General features: G+C 68.1%; 25 protein-coding genes. 17 read left to right on the top strand and 8 right to left on the bottom strand.

All coding sequences use genetic code 11. The annotated features are described in order from the left end of the window. The first annotated feature begins 371 nt into the window (after positions 1 to 371). From E5671_RS06440 to E5671_RS06380, 13 genes are all read left to right on the top strand, one after another. Complete coding sequence (locus tag E5671_RS06440; RefSeq protein WP_202121029.1) at positions 372 to 1,997, top strand: DEAD/DEAH box helicase; 1,626 nt, start codon at positions 372 to 374, stop codon at positions 1,995 to 1,997. Positions 1,998 to 2,008: 11 nt separating this feature from the next. Further along, entirely contained in the window at positions 2,009 to 2,626 is a 618-nt protein-coding gene (locus E5671_RS06435; protein ID WP_237330115.1) for a hypothetical protein, read from the top strand. Between the two features lie 70 nt (positions 2,627 to 2,696). Further along, positions 2,697 to 3,299, top strand: coding sequence for a hypothetical protein (locus E5671_RS06430; protein ID WP_160502876.1), 603 nt, complete (start codon positions 2,697 to 2,699; stop codon positions 3,297 to 3,299). Then, positions 3,296 to 3,502 (top strand): hypothetical protein, encoded by a 207-nt coding sequence (locus E5671_RS06425; RefSeq protein ID WP_160502875.1) that lies wholly within the window; start codon positions 3,296 to 3,298, stop codon positions 3,500 to 3,502. The genes E5671_RS06430 and E5671_RS06425 overlap by 4 nt, the downstream gene beginning before the upstream one ends. A 28-nt stretch (positions 3,503 to 3,530) precedes the next feature. Next, the gene (locus tag E5671_RS06420) at positions 3,531 to 3,905 is read left to right on the top strand and encodes a hypothetical protein (protein ID WP_160502874.1); all 375 of its coding nucleotides are present in this window, start codon (positions 3,531 to 3,533) and stop codon (positions 3,903 to 3,905) included. A 576-nt stretch (positions 3,906 to 4,481) separates the two neighbouring features. After that, a complete protein-coding gene (locus tag E5671_RS06415; protein WP_160502873.1) occupies positions 4,482 to 4,703 on the top strand; it encodes a DUF6354 family protein in 222 nt (73 codons plus the stop codon). Positions 4,704 to 4,736: 33 nt separating this feature from the next. Then, positions 4,737 to 5,720, top strand: a complete 984-nt coding sequence (locus E5671_RS06410) for a DUF1653 domain-containing protein (RefSeq protein ID WP_202121028.1) — start codon at positions 4,737 to 4,739, stop codon at positions 5,718 to 5,720. After that, the gene (locus E5671_RS06405) at positions 5,717 to 5,938 is read left to right on the top strand and encodes a hypothetical protein (protein WP_160502872.1); all 222 of its coding nucleotides are present in this window, start codon (positions 5,717 to 5,719) and stop codon (positions 5,936 to 5,938) included. Before E5671_RS06410 ends, E5671_RS06405 begins: the two co-directional genes overlap by 4 nt. Then, the gene (locus E5671_RS06400) at positions 5,935 to 6,384 is read left to right on the top strand and encodes a hypothetical protein (protein WP_160502871.1); all 450 of its coding nucleotides are present in this window, start codon (positions 5,935 to 5,937) and stop codon (positions 6,382 to 6,384) included. The genes E5671_RS06405 and E5671_RS06400 overlap by 4 nt, the downstream gene beginning before the upstream one ends. Then, positions 6,381 to 6,539, top strand: coding sequence for a hypothetical protein (locus E5671_RS06395; protein ID WP_160502870.1), 159 nt, complete (start codon positions 6,381 to 6,383; stop codon positions 6,537 to 6,539). The genes E5671_RS06400 and E5671_RS06395 overlap by 4 nt, the downstream gene beginning before the upstream one ends. A 274-nt stretch (positions 6,540 to 6,813) precedes the next feature. After that, positions 6,814 to 7,155 (top strand): hypothetical protein, encoded by a 342-nt coding sequence (locus tag E5671_RS06390; protein WP_160502869.1) that lies wholly within the window; start codon positions 6,814 to 6,816, stop codon positions 7,153 to 7,155. Next, a complete protein-coding gene (locus E5671_RS06385) occupies positions 7,152 to 8,075 on the top strand; it encodes a hypothetical protein (protein ID WP_160502868.1) in 924 nt (307 codons plus the stop codon). The genes E5671_RS06390 and E5671_RS06385 overlap by 4 nt, the downstream gene beginning before the upstream one ends. Further along, positions 8,072 to 8,530 (top strand): Pycsar system effector family protein, encoded by a 459-nt coding sequence (locus E5671_RS06380; RefSeq protein ID WP_160502867.1) that lies wholly within the window; start codon positions 8,072 to 8,074, stop codon positions 8,528 to 8,530. Before E5671_RS06385 ends, E5671_RS06380 begins: the two co-directional genes overlap by 4 nt. Here E5671_RS06380 and E5671_RS06375 read toward each other — a convergent pair. Beyond that, positions 8,527 to 8,715, bottom strand: coding sequence for a hypothetical protein (locus E5671_RS06375; RefSeq protein WP_160502866.1), 189 nt, complete (start codon positions 8,713 to 8,715; stop codon positions 8,527 to 8,529). The two genes, E5671_RS06380 and E5671_RS06375, sit on opposite strands and share 4 nt — an antisense overlap. A 130-nt stretch (positions 8,716 to 8,845) precedes the next feature. Here E5671_RS06375 and E5671_RS06370 point away from each other — a divergent pair, with 130 nt between their 5' ends. The 3 genes from E5671_RS06370 to E5671_RS06360 are packed head-to-tail and all read left to right on the top strand — an operon-like array spanning position 8,846 to position 9,554. Continuing rightward, the gene (locus E5671_RS06370; RefSeq protein ID WP_160502865.1) at positions 8,846 to 9,055 is read left to right on the top strand and encodes a hypothetical protein; all 210 of its coding nucleotides are present in this window, start codon (positions 8,846 to 8,848) and stop codon (positions 9,053 to 9,055) included. Then, positions 9,045 to 9,305: a hypothetical protein gene (locus tag E5671_RS06365; RefSeq protein ID WP_160502864.1), complete on the top strand. Its 261-nt coding sequence runs from the start codon at positions 9,045 to 9,047 to the stop codon at positions 9,303 to 9,305. Before E5671_RS06370 ends, E5671_RS06365 begins: the two co-directional genes overlap by 11 nt. 3 nt (positions 9,306 to 9,308) lie before the next feature. Next, the gene (locus E5671_RS06360) at positions 9,309 to 9,554 is read left to right on the top strand and encodes a hypothetical protein (protein WP_160502863.1); all 246 of its coding nucleotides are present in this window, start codon (positions 9,309 to 9,311) and stop codon (positions 9,552 to 9,554) included. 267 nt (positions 9,555 to 9,821) lie between these two features. Here the strand turns inward: E5671_RS06360 and E5671_RS06355 are convergent, their stop codons facing one another. The 7 genes from E5671_RS06355 to E5671_RS06325 all read right to left on the bottom strand — a co-directional run bounded on the left by E5671_RS06355 (position 9,822) and on the right by E5671_RS06325 (position 14,606). Continuing rightward, entirely contained in the window at positions 9,822 to 10,343 is a 522-nt protein-coding gene (locus E5671_RS06355) for a hypothetical protein (RefSeq protein ID WP_160502862.1), read from the bottom strand. A gap of 27 nt (positions 10,344 to 10,370) precedes the next feature. Beyond that, a complete protein-coding gene (locus tag E5671_RS06350) occupies positions 10,371 to 10,910 on the bottom strand; it encodes a helix-turn-helix domain-containing protein (RefSeq protein WP_160502861.1) in 540 nt (179 codons plus the stop codon). A 72-nt stretch (positions 10,911 to 10,982) separates the two neighbouring features. Then, on the bottom strand, positions 10,983 to 11,594 hold the full coding sequence (locus E5671_RS06345) for a GntR family transcriptional regulator (RefSeq protein ID WP_160502860.1): 612 nt from the start codon (positions 11,592 to 11,594) through the stop codon (positions 10,983 to 10,985). Positions 11,595 to 11,663: 69 nt separating this feature from the next. Beyond that, positions 11,664 to 11,981 carry a hypothetical protein gene (locus E5671_RS06340; RefSeq protein WP_160502859.1) on the bottom strand — a complete coding sequence of 106 codons (318 nt, stop codon included), beginning with the start codon at positions 11,979 to 11,981 and terminating at the stop codon, positions 11,664 to 11,666. 695 nt (positions 11,982 to 12,676) lie between these two features. Beyond that, a complete protein-coding gene (locus tag E5671_RS06335) occupies positions 12,677 to 13,165 on the bottom strand; it encodes a GIY-YIG nuclease family protein (RefSeq protein WP_160502858.1) in 489 nt (162 codons plus the stop codon). Between the two features lie 141 nt (positions 13,166 to 13,306). Beyond that, entirely contained in the window at positions 13,307 to 14,068 is a 762-nt protein-coding gene (locus tag E5671_RS06330; protein ID WP_160502857.1) for a GntR family transcriptional regulator, read from the bottom strand. 1 nt (position 14,069) lies between these two features. Then, complete coding sequence (locus E5671_RS06325; RefSeq protein WP_336605680.1) at positions 14,070 to 14,606, bottom strand: GntR family transcriptional regulator; 537 nt, start codon at positions 14,604 to 14,606, stop codon at positions 14,070 to 14,072. 183 nt (positions 14,607 to 14,789) lie between these two features. Between E5671_RS06325 and E5671_RS06320 the strand changes: the two genes are divergently transcribed. Then, the gene (locus E5671_RS06320) at positions 14,790 to 15,005 is read left to right on the top strand and encodes a helix-turn-helix domain-containing protein (RefSeq protein ID WP_160502855.1); all 216 of its coding nucleotides are present in this window, start codon (positions 14,790 to 14,792) and stop codon (positions 15,003 to 15,005) included. The last annotated feature ends 2 nt before the right edge of the window (positions 15,006 to 15,007 follow it).

Raw genomic sequence — 15,007 nt, 5'->3', positions numbered from 1 at the left:
GATCCGCGACGTCGCGTTTTGCAGGGACCTGCAGGGACCTGCAGGGACCTCTCTCCAGGTCCCTGCACGGCCGTTGACCTGCACGTTTGCAGGGACGCAGGGACTTGCAGGGACTTTCGTCTCCCTCCCTTATGCGCATGCGCATAAAACACGTACCGCGCAACATGCATGCGCTGCAGCGTGCATCGCATTTATTTTTCTGCCCCTTCATAGCGAAGAACCTGAGAAAAGTCCCTGCAGGTCCCTGCATCCCTGCAAAACGCCAGGCCACAGCGTTTTCGGGGGGTGGGTCAGGTCCCTGCACTACTCCCTGCAGGTCCCTGCACTCCCTGCAAAACCGCAGGTGGGCCCCGAGAGCCGAGGTGACCGTCATGAGTGATATGCCCGAGATGTTCACCCCGCGCCCCTATCAGGCCGAAGCGATCAAGGCCCTGATATCCGGATGGCAGGGCTCCAGTAACCGGCTCGCCGTGGTCCTCCCCACCGGCGCAGGCAAAACCGTCGTCTTCGCCAACCTCATCAGCGAACTCCTCCCGCAACTCGGAGGCCGTCGCGCCCTGGTCATCGCCCACCGCGAAGAACTCCTCGAACAGGCCGCCGCAAAGATCCGCGCCGTGCGCCCCGACCTGCGCGTCGGCATCGTCAAGGCCGAACGCGACGAACACGCCGACACCGACGTCATCGTCGCCAGCATCCAGACCCTCGCCGTAGAGCGCCGCCGCACAGCCATCCACGACATCGGCGTGATCATCGTCGACGAATGCCACCACGCCGCCGCCCCTAGCTACATGAACGTCCTCGAGCACTTCGGCGCCTGGCGCGGCCTGCCCACCGCCGGGTTCACCGCCACCATGACCCGCGCCGACGGCGGCCTCGCCGACGTATGGCAGGACGTCGTATTCACCCTCGACATCCTCGAAATGATCGAGGACGGCTACCTGTGCGACGTCCGCGGCAAACGCGTCATCGTCGAAGGCCTCGACCTGGACACGGTCAAAACCCGTGCCGGCGACCTGCAGGACGGACAGCTCGGCCAGGCCCTCGCAGAGTCCGACGCAGGCCCGGTCGTCGCCAAGGCCTACCAGGAGCACGCCGCAGGCCGGGCAGGCGTCGTCTTCACCCCCACCGTGGCCACCGCCCAGTCCATGGCCAAGGAGTTCACGGCCGCGGGCATCCCGGCCCTCGCGGTCTGGGGCGACATGGGCCGCGACGATCGGGCCGCCGCACTCGATGCGTACCGGCGTGGCGACGCCCAAGTCTTGTGCAACTGCATGGTCCTCACCGAGGGGTTCGACGCGCCATGGACCTCCTGTGCAGTGATAGCCCGGCCCACCAAGTCCGCGGGCCTGTACTGCCAGATGGCCGGCCGGGCGCTGCGTCTCTTCGACGGTAAGAAGGACGCGCTGATCCTCGACGTGATGGGCGCCTCCACCCGCCACAAACTGGCATCCATCGTCGACTTGACCGGCCGCACCGTCACCGTGTCCGACGAGGAGCAGACGCTGCGTGAGGCCGCAGAAAAGGCGCAGGAGACCGCGAAGCGCCGCCTGGACGTGTCCCGTGTCCAGGTCGAGGAGTTCGACCTGTTCCACTCCTCCACCACCCGGTGGCTCAGGACCGGCTGCGGGGTGTGGTTCATCCCCGTCGGCGACGACACCTACGTCTTTTTGATCCGTAACCCGGTGGAGCGCACGTACTGGATGCGCCGCTTCGACCCGCAGTACGGCGTGGTCGGCCCGAAGCAGGACGTCGCGCTGCCGCTGCCGGACGCGAAGGCGTGGATGGAGCGGCAGGCCAAAGCTCTGGGCAGCCGTTGGCTGGCCTCCCGGTCGGCGCCGTGGCGCAACAGGCCTGCGAGCGCGAAGCAGCTCAGCTTCTGCCGCAGGACCGGCATCGCCGTACCCGCGGGCAGCACGGCCGGCGAGGTCTCCGACCTGCAGGCGACGCACATGTTCTCGACGATCCTCAACCGGCTCGGCCTGTCGGCCGCAGCGTGATGGGAGCTCCGATGCACGAACCTGTCCCCGCCGCCCACGCGGGTCAGCTCCCCGCAAGTGCCGTCCGAGATGACGCTGTTCCGCTGGTCATCGGCCTCGACCTCAGCCTCAAGTGCACGGGAGTAGCGGGCGCGGGATGGACGGACTTCATCCGCCCGAAGAAGCTCACCGGCCATGCGCGGCTGAAGTTCTTGATCGACGAGGTCACCTCGTTCATCCGCCGAGCAGACCTGGTGGTCATCGAGGGGCCGTCGTTCGGCGGCGGCGTGAAGCACCGCCACGAAGACCTCGCCGGGCTGCGCGTCATGGTCCGCCACGCCTGCTGGCGCCGCGACATTCCCTACGCCATAGCCCCGCCGTCCTGCCGCGCCCTGTATGCGGCCGGTAAGGGCAACGCGTGCAAGGGCGAGGTGCGCACTTCGGTGGCGGACCGGTACGGCATCGAACTCGAGGGCGTCGCCCGCTACGACGAAGCCGACGCCTATGCGCTGCTCGCGATGGGCCTGCACCACCTCGGTCATCCCCTCGCGGACGTGCCGGAGAAGAACGCGTCCGGCCTCGAGGGATGCCAGTGGCCCGCATCCCACCTTCCCTCCTTCACGGCTCAGGAGGAGGGCGAGGCCGCCTGACCGCACGTTGAACCCCGTCCACCCCACCCCGGCCTTGATCCACCCCAACTCGACTGAAGGAGAAGCCTGAATGACCACTCGAACGTTCCCCCGCGATCAACTCACCGCTATGGGTGTCCCGAACGACTGGGATGCCGAGGACGGTCAGCAGGCCGAGCACCTGCACGAGCGGCAGGTCGACACTCGCCGCTGGGTGTCCGTCCACGAACTCGTCTTCCGCGCCCCGGATGACGGACTGGCGTACAGCGTCCACTACGAGCGGGGCCTGACCGAGCAGCAGGACGGCCACGACCACTGGGGCTACCGCGACGAGATCAAGGCCACCGAGGTCGAGCAGCGTCCCGTCGTCGTCCATCAGTGGACGGCCGTCGACGCCCCCGCAGACCGCAGCCTCGACAGTGTTCTGCCCGCCTGGGAGGTGATGTACGAGCCAGGCAACGTCTCCGACTACCTGATCGGCTACACCAACAGCGAGGCCGGAGCGAAGGGCGCCGCGGAGGCGTGGCTGCGGTCCGAGTCAGAGGTGACCGGCCGTCTGGAGTGGCTGCCGCAGAACCCGTCGTCCGGCTACGACACCGAGTTCGAGCTGATCGAACGCCACGACGACGGCGTCGACACCGGACCCGGCATCACCATCCGCCGTCGCGCGCAGGGCGGGGCGGTGCAGCGGTGAGCGCCCACGCCTTGGGCGTCGAGGTCTCCTGTGACGGCCCCGACGAGTCCCGCGATTGCCCGGAGTCGGCCGCGGTCCGTGCCCGCTTCGCCTCGCTGACCGCGGCTGAGGTGCGGGCGGACGGCCGGGCCGACGGCTGGGTGCGGCCCCGGCGCGGCGGCCGGCTGGTCGACCTGTGCCCCGCCTGCCAGCCCGCCCCGTGATCCCCAACCCGACCCGAAGGAGAAGCACATGAGCACCGACCCCCGTATCCGTCAGCTCGCCCGACGCCGCCAGGACATGGCGCACGAGGAGTTCAGCGGCAATCCGTCCTGGGAGCAGCTCCGATCGGAGTCCAAAGCGGTGCTGCTGTTCGAGGCTGAGGAGTGGCTGCGCGCCGCTGTCGAGGCCGGTATCGCCCCTACGGCCGAGCGACCCAGCCGTGACCACAGCGCGGTCTGGGTCGACGAGGAGGGCTTCCTGTACGGCGAGTACCAGACCAGCCCGCCGACCCTGCTGGCCGACGCCGCGATCCTCCGCCTCGTGTGGGCGGGCGACGTCTGCTCGTCGAAGCGGGAGATGGAAAACCAGGGCGCCGAGTTCCGGCTCATCGGCTGGTCCCAGTGAGCACCCCGTGACCACGCGAGCGCACCGCCCGGCTGCTGTCCGGGCGGTGCTCACCCCACCCTGCATTGGAGTGCACCTGTGAGCAAGCAGCTTGAGATCTCGGCGCTGATGCGGCGGGCGGAAGTGTTCTGGGCGCGGACCGATCGGACTGCGACCTGCTGGCTGTGGCACCCGCCCCTCGACCGCGAGGGGTACGGAAAGTTCTCCGTCAGCAAGGTGCAGTTCTACGCGCACCGCTACGCCTACTTGATCACGGTCGGTCCCATACCCGACGGGATGCATCTAGACCACGTCTGCCACACGCGAGATGCCCAATGCGCTGGAGGCAGGGGCTGTCTGCACCGGCGTTGCGTGAACCCAGACCACCTCGAAGTTGTAACGCCGGGGGAGAACGCCCTCCGTAGCAACAGTCCGTTCGCCATCGCCGCGCGGCGCACCCATTGCCCGCAAGGCCACCCCTACGACGAAGCGAACACGATCCGGCGCCAAGGGAGTCGCGTGTGCCGAACGTGCGAGCGGGCCAAGGGCGAGCGCCGGCGTGATCAGGGCCGAGCGCTGCGAGCGCAACGAGAGGCGTTGAGGCGGATCGAGAACCCGCCCCCTGCTGTCGGTCAGATCTGGCAGGACACCGACCCACGCAGTCACGGCCGCACGGTCCGCATCGTCGAGGTCAGCGACACCCACGCCCTCATCGAACTCCACGAGCGCCTCGGGAACGAGACGCCCGGACGCCGTACCCGCGTCCGCCTCCACCGCTTCCGGCCCCGCAGGGGCTACCGCTACCTCGGCACCAACTGACCATCCCCACCGACCCGATCAAGGAGAAGCACCGTGACCACTGACCTGTTCGTTCCGCCTGCTGCTGACGGGCTGCCGCTTGCCGCGCTCGATTCCGCGACCGAAGGCGCCAACCGGCTTGATGCTGCGGCTCGAACGACTTCCGGCCGGAACTTCCTCGCTCACGCGCTGGTGCAGTTGGCCCGTGACGGCTGGCTGCGCGCCGAGCCCGGTGAGGGATTCGAGCCTGTCCGCGAGCGAGAGGCGGCCGAGCCTAAGGAGGAGCCCGCCACTGTCCTTGCCGAGTGCGATGCGATCGAAGCCGACTACCGCGATCAGCACGATGACGTTGCGATCGGCGCCCGCGCCGCCGTCATGCGCATCCGCGCACGGGCCGCCCTCCCCGAGACCCGCCGCGAGTTCGACGCGCAGGCCGGGCTGCAGCGCCCCGCCGACGACCTGCACCACGGGGGGGAGCCCGTCGACGGGCTCGGCGAGGCAGCTCAGTCGGTCGTCGAGCCCGGCCTCTACCGGCATTTCAAGGGTGCCCACTATGAGGTAGCGGCCACGGCTGCGCACACGGAGTCGGGGGAGCGGCTGGTCGTGTACCGGTCCGGCGACGACTGGTGGGCGCGGCCGGTGGAGTCGTTCGTCGGCGAGGTGGGGGACGGCGAGGGGCGGCAAGCGCGCTTCACTCGGCTCGACGGCCCCGCATCCGTGGGCGCCGTGCGGTGCGGATCCTGCGAGCACGAGACGCGCTACCACGACGTCGACGGTCGCTGCTGGTTCACCGTCGAGCAGGGCGTACCCGAGCGGGATTCCGTCTGTGCGTGCCAGCTCCGCCGCATGGCCGCCGACCTCCCCGCCGCCCGTATCCGAGAGCTCCAAGACCTGCTGGCCGATCCGACCGCAGACTTCGGCGAAGCAGCGATGTGGATCCCGGTGCGCCTCGACACCGAACCGCGCAATGCCCCCTTCGCGAAGCGACTGTTCCGGCTGGCGCGCATCACCGCCGTGATCAGCGAGGACCAGCCGTGACGGGCCCGCGGATCACCATCGGCGCCGACGGCCGAGCGAAGCCCGCCAGACCTGCCAAGCAGGCCGCCCGCAAGTACGTCAATCACATGGCCGCCCGCATCCTCGCGACCTGTTACCCCGGCCAAGTCCCCGCCGCCGTCATCGAACGCGCCCTCACGCAGATGGCGAAACGCGACGGGCTGGCCGTACCGAAACCTCAGCCCCGGAGGACCACATGACCAGCCCCGCCGACGAACTCCGCGCCGCCGCCGAGACGCTGCGCGCCCTCGCCACTGCCGCCAGCACCGATCCGCAAGGCCGACCCACCGCGCACTGGGACGTCCGCTACCGCCCCGGCGTCCTCCCTGGCGCTCCCGCACAGCGCGACGGAAGCTGTGCCCTCATCGCCACTGACAGCCCCACCGCAGTACGGCTCCTGCACGGCGGGTCGATCGGTACGCGGGGCGGCCAGCCGTCCATCTCGCCGGACCACGGGCGATACGCCGCTGCCATGGACCCCACCGTAGGCCTCGCCCTCGCCGACCTGCTCACGGCCGTGGCCGACAACCCCGACGACCCGGGCGTCCGCGAAGGCAACGCCAGGCACGTCGGCTGCGCCCCCGCCACCTGCCCCGCTGCCGCCGCCCTCGCCGTCGCCCGCGCGATCAACCGGGAGCAGCCGTGACGGGCGGTATGGCCCTCGAGCCGTCCGGCCACTCCGAGATCGACCTGCTCGAGGACCCGCCGCCCGCCGTCAACGTCGACGAGCGCGGCCAAGGCGCAGTCGTCATCACCGCCACCAACGTGCAGCTCAGCGACGAAGCGGGGGAGTGGCTGTGACCAGACCCTCCAACAGCCCCCGCGGCGAGCACACGCCGAAACCGGGCGTCACCTGGATGACCAGCACCGTGCGGACCGAAACCGTGATCCCCGACGACGCGCCCGACCCGAAACCCAACCGCGCCGCCCGGCGTGCGGCAGCCCGAGCACGGAGGAAGCGATGACTCGCTCGTTCGCTGAGGAGCAGCTCCGGAATCAAGTCCGGGACGCGCTTGAGCACGCCAAGATCAGTCAAGCCTCAGCCTGCCGCAGCCTTGGCCTCAGTACCAAGCACATGTCCAGCATGCTCACCGGAAGGGCCACCCTCACCCTCGACTGGGCGGAGAAGATTCTCCAGCTCTGCGGGCAAGGCCTCCTGATCTACGCCACGGCCGCGAGTCGCAGGGCACCCGCCCCCCGGACCAGGCTCGACGACATGACCAGTGATGAACTGGACGACCTCTACGTCAAGTTGGACCAGTACTGGGCGCGCATCGCCAAGCAGAGCATCACGCTCCAGGAGTACAAGCGCGACAACTTTCAGCTCCGCATGGACATCGTGGCGCTGCTCGGAGGGGTGAGCGTCTCGGAAATCCAGCCGGGAGAGATCAGCGCAGCTCGGAAGGACGCCGCATGACCGACACCCCAACACCCCGCCAGACGGCCCCAGAAGCCCCTGAGGGTGCCTCGCAGCCCCGAGGAGGCGCCGGGCGGCCTCCGGGGGCCTCGCAGTCGCTCAGCGGTGCCGTGGAGGGCTCCGCCACCGCCCGCCCCACCGACAAGATCCGCTCCCCGTGGACACCCGAACAGGTCGACGCCCTCAACCGATTCCAACGGGAAGGCGGCATGCACCCGTTCACCTGCGGCAACGAACACCCCGCCCACCCGAACGCCATCCTCGAAGCCACCGAAAGCGGATGGCGCTGCCACGTCCTCGGCTGCGACTACGAGCAGGACTGGGCGCACGCCTTCATGGCCGACCCGAACGCCTGGCCGCAGCCGTTGCGCGATGTCGCCCGAGCCATAGGCGACTTCGCCGAGCACCAGGCCGTCGTCCCACCCCGCCTCAAGGCCCTCGCCGTCAACGCCGTCGGACCCGCCCTCCAAGCCCGCGGGGAGTGGCTGCGCCTCACCACCCGGCAGGCCGTGGCGGTCGCGGTCCTCGTCGCCGTCAAAGCCGAGCTTGAAGCGGCCACCCGAGGCCTGCCCGACGTAGCCGGAAAGTGCCCGGCGTGCCTCCGCAGCGGACTCTTCCTCGGCGACGGCGGGTACGTCACCTGCCCGCAGGTCGACTGTCCCGACCCGACCGCCGCCCACGACGCCATCGAGGAGCGAGCGGGCGCCAACGCCTACGACCAGGCCATCAACACACCTCCGTCCGCAGCTGCGGCAGCCGCCATCCGTCAGCGGCTGCACGACGGCACTACTCCCCGCCGACGCGTGGACCGGACAACCCCGGATAACTCTGCGACCAGCAGCGACGGGCCGACCGTCGCCGAATGCGCCGCTGACGACAGGCGGCACTGGAGCGAACGCCAGTACGAGGGGGGCTCGTGACCGACCGAACTGACCAGGCCTTCGACGCCGAACTGGCCCACGTCTCCGCAGAGATAGGTCGCGCCGATACAAAAGCAGGTCTCCTCATCGGCCTCGCCGGCGCCGCACTCGCCGTCGTCGGCGGCACCGTCAAGGACTCCAGCCTCCCCCTGGCCGCACAGATCATCGGCGGGTGCGGAGTTGCGGCGTTCTGTGCCGCGATCGTGATGCTCCTCCTCGTCGTCCGGCCCGCCCTCGGCGGCAGCACCCCGCACGGCTGGCCGCACTGGGCCACCTGCACACCCGACCAGATCCGCGAGCAACTCCTCGAAGACCAGCGTGCTGATCGGCTCTGCGTCCTCGCCCGCCTCGCTGCTCGGAAGATGTACGGGATCCGGCATGCGATCCACTTCCTCCTTGGCGGGATCGGCTGCCTCGCTCTCGCTGCCGTCACAGGACTCGCACTCGCCGCCTAATCCCGTGACGGCACCCGCGCGGCGAGGTTCGTCAGGAGCCGCTCCGCCGCCTCCCGATCCGGCACGGCGCCGGACGCCACCGCGGCCAGCACGTCGAGCACGTCATGCGCCTCCGCCAGCGACAGCAGCGGCAGCAGCGAGGACGGCGGGTCGGTGGCGGTCGGGATGTCGGCGGAGAGATCCATGACCGGGGTAACGATGGCGGCCGGGATGAGGGACGGGCAGGGCGCCTGACCTGCCAATACGGCAAGGGGTGATATCAGTCTGATATCAGCGAGATATCGTGGTGGCCTAGGCCATGACAGGGAGACCGTGATGCGCACCGAACTCGCAGCCGAGAAGGCAGCAGCCGTCGCAGACTGGGCCGAACAAGAGCGCGAGACGTCACCCGAACTGGCGGCAGTCCTCGAAGACATCGCCGCCAACGGACTCCCCGGCCAGGATGAATGCGTGCCCTGGGAGCAAGTACGCGACGGCCACTACCAGCAGCTCGGCATCGACCCGACGCGCTGGCATGTCGCCTAGGCACGGCCCCTGGCGGGCGCAAGCGATCCTCACCCCCGGCGCCCAACGCCAGATCGACCGGTACGACACCGGCGAGATGATCGCCGCCGACCGTGCCATCGTCGCCGTCCAGACCAACCCCGGCATCGGAGACCTCGCACCCGGCCGCGAACCGCTGCGCGACTACCGCGAACCCGACACCGGCGCCCGGATCGTGTACTACATCGCCGAATTCGGCAGCCACGTCGTCATCGTGTACATCGAGGTGTGAGCCGTGACGGACTGGGCGCCGCCCCCGCCCGGTGACACCCGCGAACAGCTCCCCGACGATGTACTCGCCCTCATCGAGACGCGGCCGTACACGTCCACCGCATGCGAGACCGCGGGCCTCCTCACCGAAGCCGGCGCCGTCCACACCTACCGGGCCGGCGAACTCGAAGCGTGGGCCGACCGCATGCACCAGCGGTGCCGCCGGAATCAGAAGTTCACCGGCAGGCTCTGCGACTGCACCTGCCACTGACCACGCAGAAGCCCCCGCCCGGAGCGATCCGGTGCGGGGGCTTTCACGTGTGGCCGTGAGGCCGGGGTGTTCCTACCCCCGCAGAGGCGGGGAGCAATGCGACCTGCCAACGAACAACGGGCCATCCCCGCAGGTGCGGGGAGCAAGGTGTTACGCCCCTCGACTCAGGGCCATCCCCGCGTCGGCGGGGAGCAAGACCAGCCTGCTTGCTGCCGGTCTCTCATCTACTGGTCCACCCCCGCAGGAGCGGGGAGCAGTAGGACGAGGCTACTCGGCGGCGTAGTGCAAGGCGAGCGCTTCGCGGATTTCGTCGATCGACTCGGCGCGGACGGTGAGCCAGTAGCGCACGTCGAGATCCTGAGGGTTGTCCTTCAGCAGCTTAGGCCGCGCCGGGTGGTGGGCGATGACGACTTGACCCTCACCGTCGATGTCGACGAGCTGCGCCAGGTAGGCGTGGATCGCCTCGTGTGCCTCACGCTTACTGATCCCGTACTGCTCCATGACCTCGGTGAGGAGGTCGTAGGAGGCGATCTCGCGACCGGGGAAATCGTCGTAGATGACGGGCTGGGCGTCGCGGTAGCGGGCGGCCAGCCCGTAGACCCGCGTCCTGGAGATGCCGAGGATGGTGGCCGTTTCTTCGGCGCCGTGCTCCTGTACGAGGTCGTGGGCGATGCGGTCGCGGCGTGCGGCGACTGCGGCCTTGGCCTCGTCGATGAGTCCGCCGGCGGCGTCGTAGGCCTCGCGCGGGGTGAGCTTGTCGTGTTCGGTCCAGTCGATGTGCAGAGCCATGTCGGTTCCTGTGGGGTGCGGTGGTGGTCAGGCGGCGAGCTGGGTGCGGAGCTGGGCGGCCAGGTCGAGGACGTCGGCGATGGTGACCTGGGGGATGTCGCCGCTGTAGGTGGTGCGCAGTTGGCCGGAGTCGCGGGCCTGCGGGGCGTCGTCCCAGTCGGTGTCGGCGAGGTCGGTGATGACGATGGTTGCTCGCTGGAGGACGGTTACGGCGTGGAGGCGGTCGCCGAGGTCGGTGATGGTGTCGATCTTCTCGGCGAGGAGCGGGACGATGCCGGTGACGCTGATCAGGTTCTCTCCGTTACGAGTCCGGCGCTTGATGGTCGGGGTGATGGTGACCGGGCCTCCGCCGGGAAGGTCGGCGGTGTAGGTCGCGGTGAGGTCGAGAGCCATGGGGGCCTGCTTCCTGGCGCGCATGGCGCCGATGGCGATGCGGGCGGCGAGGGAGGCGGTGTCGATGATCCAGCGGCCGGCCGTCTTGATGGCGGCGATCACGTTGTGGCGGCACCAGGTGCGGATGGTGGCCGGGGTGACGTGGGCCTGGGTGGCGGCTGCTGCTGTATCCATAACGCCATTCAACCCTTCCCTTGAATGGCTGTCAAGGGAAGGGTTGAATGACCTAGAAGGTTTTGGTTGCGCTTAGTTCACCGCAAGCTCAGCCGCCAACGCCAGCGCCACCAGCCGAAGGTCTTCGCGAGACATGACCTGCGTCAACTTTTGAGCAACCTGTTCCGGGTCGCGAGCATGAATGGTGATCGCGTCGCAGCCCTCACGGTCCGCGACGAACAGGCCTGCTCCGCGGCGGACCGCGAGTAGACCTTCGTCCGACAGGAGCTTCAGTGCGCGCTGTGCGGTGGTCTCGGAGACGCAGTAGTGCTTCGCCGTCTGAACGATGCCGGGGATCCGTGCGCCAGTTGGGTACATGCCCGAGACGATCCCGGCCCGCAGCTCCGCCGCAATCTGCTCGTATCGGTGAATCCGTGCGTCTGCCTCTATAGGAGAAGGCGGCGCGGCGTTGAGTTGCACGTTGTGTAGCGGACTCTCCGAGTGGATCGCTGCCCTCTCGGCCGCCCGCGCCGCCTCAAGCGAAGGGAGCCACGCGAGATCAAATCTCGCGACGTCTCGCCACCACGACTTCTGCAGGGAGTGGCTGGCCCATCGGGATGTCGGTGAAGCAGTGATTCCGACGTAAAGCAGCCGCTCGTCTGAATCGAATAGGCGGTAGATGGCCGTGCCGCGCTGCTCTTCCATCAAATCTCCGATCCGTCGGTGAGTTCAACGCCCCCGCCAGATAGCGGGGGCGTTGCGATCGAAGGCGGGTTACGCGGCCAGCAACTCCGGCTCCAGCTCCGTGATCCGGTACTCGCCTGGCAGCGGCGGCATCGGAACGTCGAACGCGGAGCCCAGCAGGTGGCGCGTCATCAAATCCCGCTCCCACTCCGAACGACCTGGCGGCAAGACGAGCACCAGCCGCGCGGCATCCCGGATCACGTAGCCCGTGAAACCCGGCTCAGTGATCGACGACTCCACCGGGTCCACGTCCAGCTCGGCCAGGAGATCGGGGAGCGGGGCGGTCAGGAGATGGGCGGTGGTGGGGGTCGGCGGCTGCTCTAAGACAGCAGAGGCTGTTACCTTCATGGGGAGCTCCCTTTGACGAGACGGGCTTACAGATCAGCGAGTGGCAACTCGCTGGTTGAAACGGCCGGGGTGTTGACGCACCTCGGCCGCTCGCATGCCAGGCCCGAAAGCGCGGCCCGGCAGACCAAGAACATAGACGGCTATCGACTTCCGGCCCGTCGACAGGGGCGCCGACCAGCCTCTTCCGACTGTCAACCGGTCCGACTGTCAACCGATCACAGCCACGGAACGCTCCTCCCGGAGGGCCTGTAGTGGTAGGCGAAACGGACATAAGGCGGGCCGGTGACTGGCCGGAACTCGACGATGATGCGGCGTCTCATGAACCTAGCCCCCTACGGGTCGAGTTCACGATCTGGCCGACGAAATCCGGCGCCACGAGACTCGCCGAGATTCGCCGAGGCTCACATGACAGATTCTCAGAATGACGAATTCGCACGTCACCGACCTGCGGTTTGGACTTTGACACTCACTCCCCGTTTGTCATTGTCCCGAAAAGGTCTCGGCCGGAACTCGACCATGCGGAACGCTACGACTGCGCCAAGGCGCCCCCGCCACAAACCAGACGCCGGACGCCAGGCCCCTGAACTGCGCACCGTCCGACTTGCCGGGCTGGATAGGATTTGGCGCGCGCCCCACGGAGTGCGCGGCCGATCGCTGGCCAGAGGTGGAGACGACCGGAAGGTGACGGGGCAGTACTAGGCCGCGTCTTGGTTGTGCGTGACGTTGTAGCGAGGCTTCTCCGTGCGGATTGCGAAGGCCTCCATGGCGAGAGCTTCGGTTCTGGTGGCGAACCATTCAAGCGACAGGTCGACGACCTCTGGCCACCATTCCTTCTCGGTGGCGTGCTTGGCCCAACGCTGCGGCGGGGTGGCGCTGATCCCAACGTAGAGGAGGTCCCCCTGCTCGTTGCGGAGACGGTAGACGGAGGTCCGGCGGTTGTCGGCGGCTTCCCTGGCCTCCGCACGTGCCGCTTCCTGGGCCTTCTGTAGACGTCGCTCTCGGGCCCGCTCGGACTCGGTCGCTTCGATCTCTTCCTGCGTGAGGGCGCGCACGGGCACCCAATAGTCGGGGTGGTCGGCAAGCGGTTGATAGAGGAATCCGGGTTGCGGATAGGAGTAGCTGACTGGAGGGTCGTAGGGGTCCTCGTACATCCGGATCGGCCCAGGTGGAAGATCTATGAACATGCCGCTCCTTACGGTGCGTGTGGCCTCAACCACTCTCAGGGTCGACTGTAAGAGGTCTCTTGAGGTGTGTGCAACGCTCTCGTCTGTATCGAAAACAAAGAAGCCCCGGCGCTGATGCGCCGGGGCTCTTGTTGTTGCAGGTCAGAACTCGTACTCCAGCTCGTAGAGATGGCCAGCCTTGATCATGAACTCCGCCTGGATCGGACGGGCGTCCACGCTGTACGTCACACGGAACTGACGCAGCACCGGCAGCTTCGTGGGCATCTTCAACGCCTTCTGCTGCAGTGGAGTTGGCCAGCGAGCGGCGACCTTGTCGACGCACCTCAGCGTCGGCAGGCCAGCCTCGGCGAGAATGCGGCCCGCCCCGCCCTTGATCCGCCGCTTCTCGGCAATCGGCGTGCCCTGGGCGAGGTCGAGCGGGAAGTACACCTCGACCAACTCGCACGGCTGGTCGTCTAGGTACAGCACCTGTCGGCGCAGGATCGCGGTGTCCTCGTCGTCGAGTCCGAACGCGTCGCGCACGAGGCGCGGTGGTACGACCTCCTCGACGTCCAGGAGTTCGGCTCGGCCGGCGGAGCCCTTACGCTCTGCGGCGGTAATCCACTGGTACTTCCCGCCATCCGTGGGCGGGTTCTTGTACTCGGCCGGTGTCATCGTCCGCTGGCGATGCTCCCGAGCGAAGACACCAGCGCCGCGGCGGGTGTAGACCAGCCCCTCGCGCTCCAGGATCTCCATGGCGTTCTTGATGGTCTGAGCCGCCGCGCCGAACTGGTCGTGCAGCTTGCGACTTGAGGGGAGCGCCTCGCCGGGCGGGAAGTCGCCATTCAGGATTCCGTCACGCAGGTAGGCCGCGATCTGGTCCTGTACGGGCCAGACGGTCTCTTCTTCGGGTGTCTCTGTCACGTCAGTCGACCTCCATCGAGTAGTGGAGCCGCCCAATGCGGCCGGGGCTGACCATGACTGACACCTCGTAAGGCTGTCCGTCTGGGGTCGCGATCGTGCGGGTAAGGGTCAAGACCCACTCGCTGCTGTCGGCAAGCTGGAGAACTTCCGCCTCCTCCTTGGAGGGTGGCCGCGTCTGTACGTCTTCGCTGACCGCGCCCGGCCGATATCCCAGCTCGGCGAGTAGGGTCACCGCGCCACCGCGGATCTTTCCCGTCGCTGCCAGCTGCGTGCCTTCAGCGACACCGAGAGGCCAATACGAGTTGGCGTACTCGATGGGTTCCCCGTCGAGAAGGATCAGCCGCTGCCGGGCCACGACAGGTGTGCCCGCCTCAACCCCCATCGCTTCGGCGACAGCAAGAGGCGCAGGCTGCGAGCCTGCACCGAGGATGCGCTGCGTTCCGGAGTGCCCTCTCTCGGCTGCCTCTTTGCCCCAGGCGTCACCCTGGCCGCTCTCGATGTACGGCGTTGATGAGCCTGTCCACCGCTCGTCTGTCACTCCAGCTCCTCCAGTGCGCGACATCTCTTGAGGCATCCATCAATTTCTCCACCATAAGCCCACGTCAGCGCGGGCCGCGGGGCTGCTGAGACCGGCAATCTCGAATGAGAGCCTTGCAGCCTCTCAAGAGTCCTCCTACAGTTGAGATGTCAGCCCGCCCCGACTCCAGGATTGGAGAGCCCGATGCTGCCTGCGGCTCAAGAGCTGCTCACCGTGAAGGAGACCGCAGTTGTGCTGCGGGTTTCCGAGCCGACGGTCTACCGCTGGATCGCCAATGGCGATCTCCCGGCCATCCGTTACGGGCAGCCGCGAGCCGAAGGCGACACTCGGCGCGGTGGGGCGATCCGAATCGAGAAGGACGTCGTCATGGCGCTCCGCTCTTCCGAGGAGGTGGCCTGATG

Origin of the sequence: Streptomyces sp. BA2 (genome assembly GCF_009769735.1) — a bacterium.
Taxonomy (GTDB): Bacteria; Actinomycetota; Actinomycetes; order Streptomycetales; family Streptomycetaceae; genus Streptomyces.
This window is presented reverse-complemented; position numbering and strand designations above follow the sequence as displayed.

What these genes read in the sequence shown, in the direction of transcription:
- E5671_RS06440 (WP_202121029.1), top strand. Translation starts at nt 372, where the DNA reads ATGAGTGATATGCCCGAGATGTTCACCCCGCGCCCCTATCAGGCCGAA.
- E5671_RS06435 (WP_237330115.1), top strand. Translation starts at nt 2,009, where the DNA reads ATGCACGAACCTGTCCCCGCCGCCCACGCGGGTCAGCTCCCCGCAAGT.
- E5671_RS06430 (WP_160502876.1), top strand. Translation starts at nt 2,697, where the DNA reads ATGACCACTCGAACGTTCCCCCGCGATCAACTCACCGCTATGGGTGTC.
- E5671_RS06420 (WP_160502874.1), top strand. Translation starts at nt 3,531, where the DNA reads ATGAGCACCGACCCCCGTATCCGTCAGCTCGCCCGACGCCGCCAGGAC.
- E5671_RS06400 (WP_160502871.1), top strand. Translation starts at nt 5,935, where the DNA reads ATGACCAGCCCCGCCGACGAACTCCGCGCCGCCGCCGAGACGCTGCGC.
- E5671_RS06390 (WP_160502869.1), top strand. Translation starts at nt 6,814, where the DNA reads ATGTCCAGCATGCTCACCGGAAGGGCCACCCTCACCCTCGACTGGGCG.
- E5671_RS06385 (WP_160502868.1), top strand. Translation starts at nt 7,152, where the DNA reads ATGACCGACACCCCAACACCCCGCCAGACGGCCCCAGAAGCCCCTGAG.
- E5671_RS06375 (WP_160502866.1), bottom strand. Translation starts at nt 8,715, where the DNA reads ATGGATCTCTCCGCCGACATCCCGACCGCCACCGACCCGCCGTCCTCG.
- E5671_RS06370 (WP_160502865.1), top strand. Translation starts at nt 8,846, where the DNA reads ATGCGCACCGAACTCGCAGCCGAGAAGGCAGCAGCCGTCGCAGACTGG.
- E5671_RS06365 (WP_160502864.1), top strand. Translation starts at nt 9,045, where the DNA reads ATGTCGCCTAGGCACGGCCCCTGGCGGGCGCAAGCGATCCTCACCCCC.
- E5671_RS06355 (WP_160502862.1), bottom strand. Translation starts at nt 10,343, where the DNA reads ATGGCTCTGCACATCGACTGGACCGAACACGACAAGCTCACCCCGCGC.
- E5671_RS06350 (WP_160502861.1), bottom strand. Translation starts at nt 10,910, where the DNA reads ATGGATACAGCAGCAGCCGCCACCCAGGCCCACGTCACCCCGGCCACC.
- E5671_RS06345 (WP_160502860.1), bottom strand. Translation starts at nt 11,594, where the DNA reads ATGGAAGAGCAGCGCGGCACGGCCATCTACCGCCTATTCGATTCAGAC.
- E5671_RS06340 (WP_160502859.1), bottom strand. Translation starts at nt 11,981, where the DNA reads ATGAAGGTAACAGCCTCTGCTGTCTTAGAGCAGCCGCCGACCCCCACC.
- E5671_RS06335 (WP_160502858.1), bottom strand. Translation starts at nt 13,165, where the DNA reads ATGTTCATAGATCTTCCACCTGGGCCGATCCGGATGTACGAGGACCCC.
- E5671_RS06320 (WP_160502855.1), top strand. Translation starts at nt 14,790, where the DNA reads ATGCTGCCTGCGGCTCAAGAGCTGCTCACCGTGAAGGAGACCGCAGTT.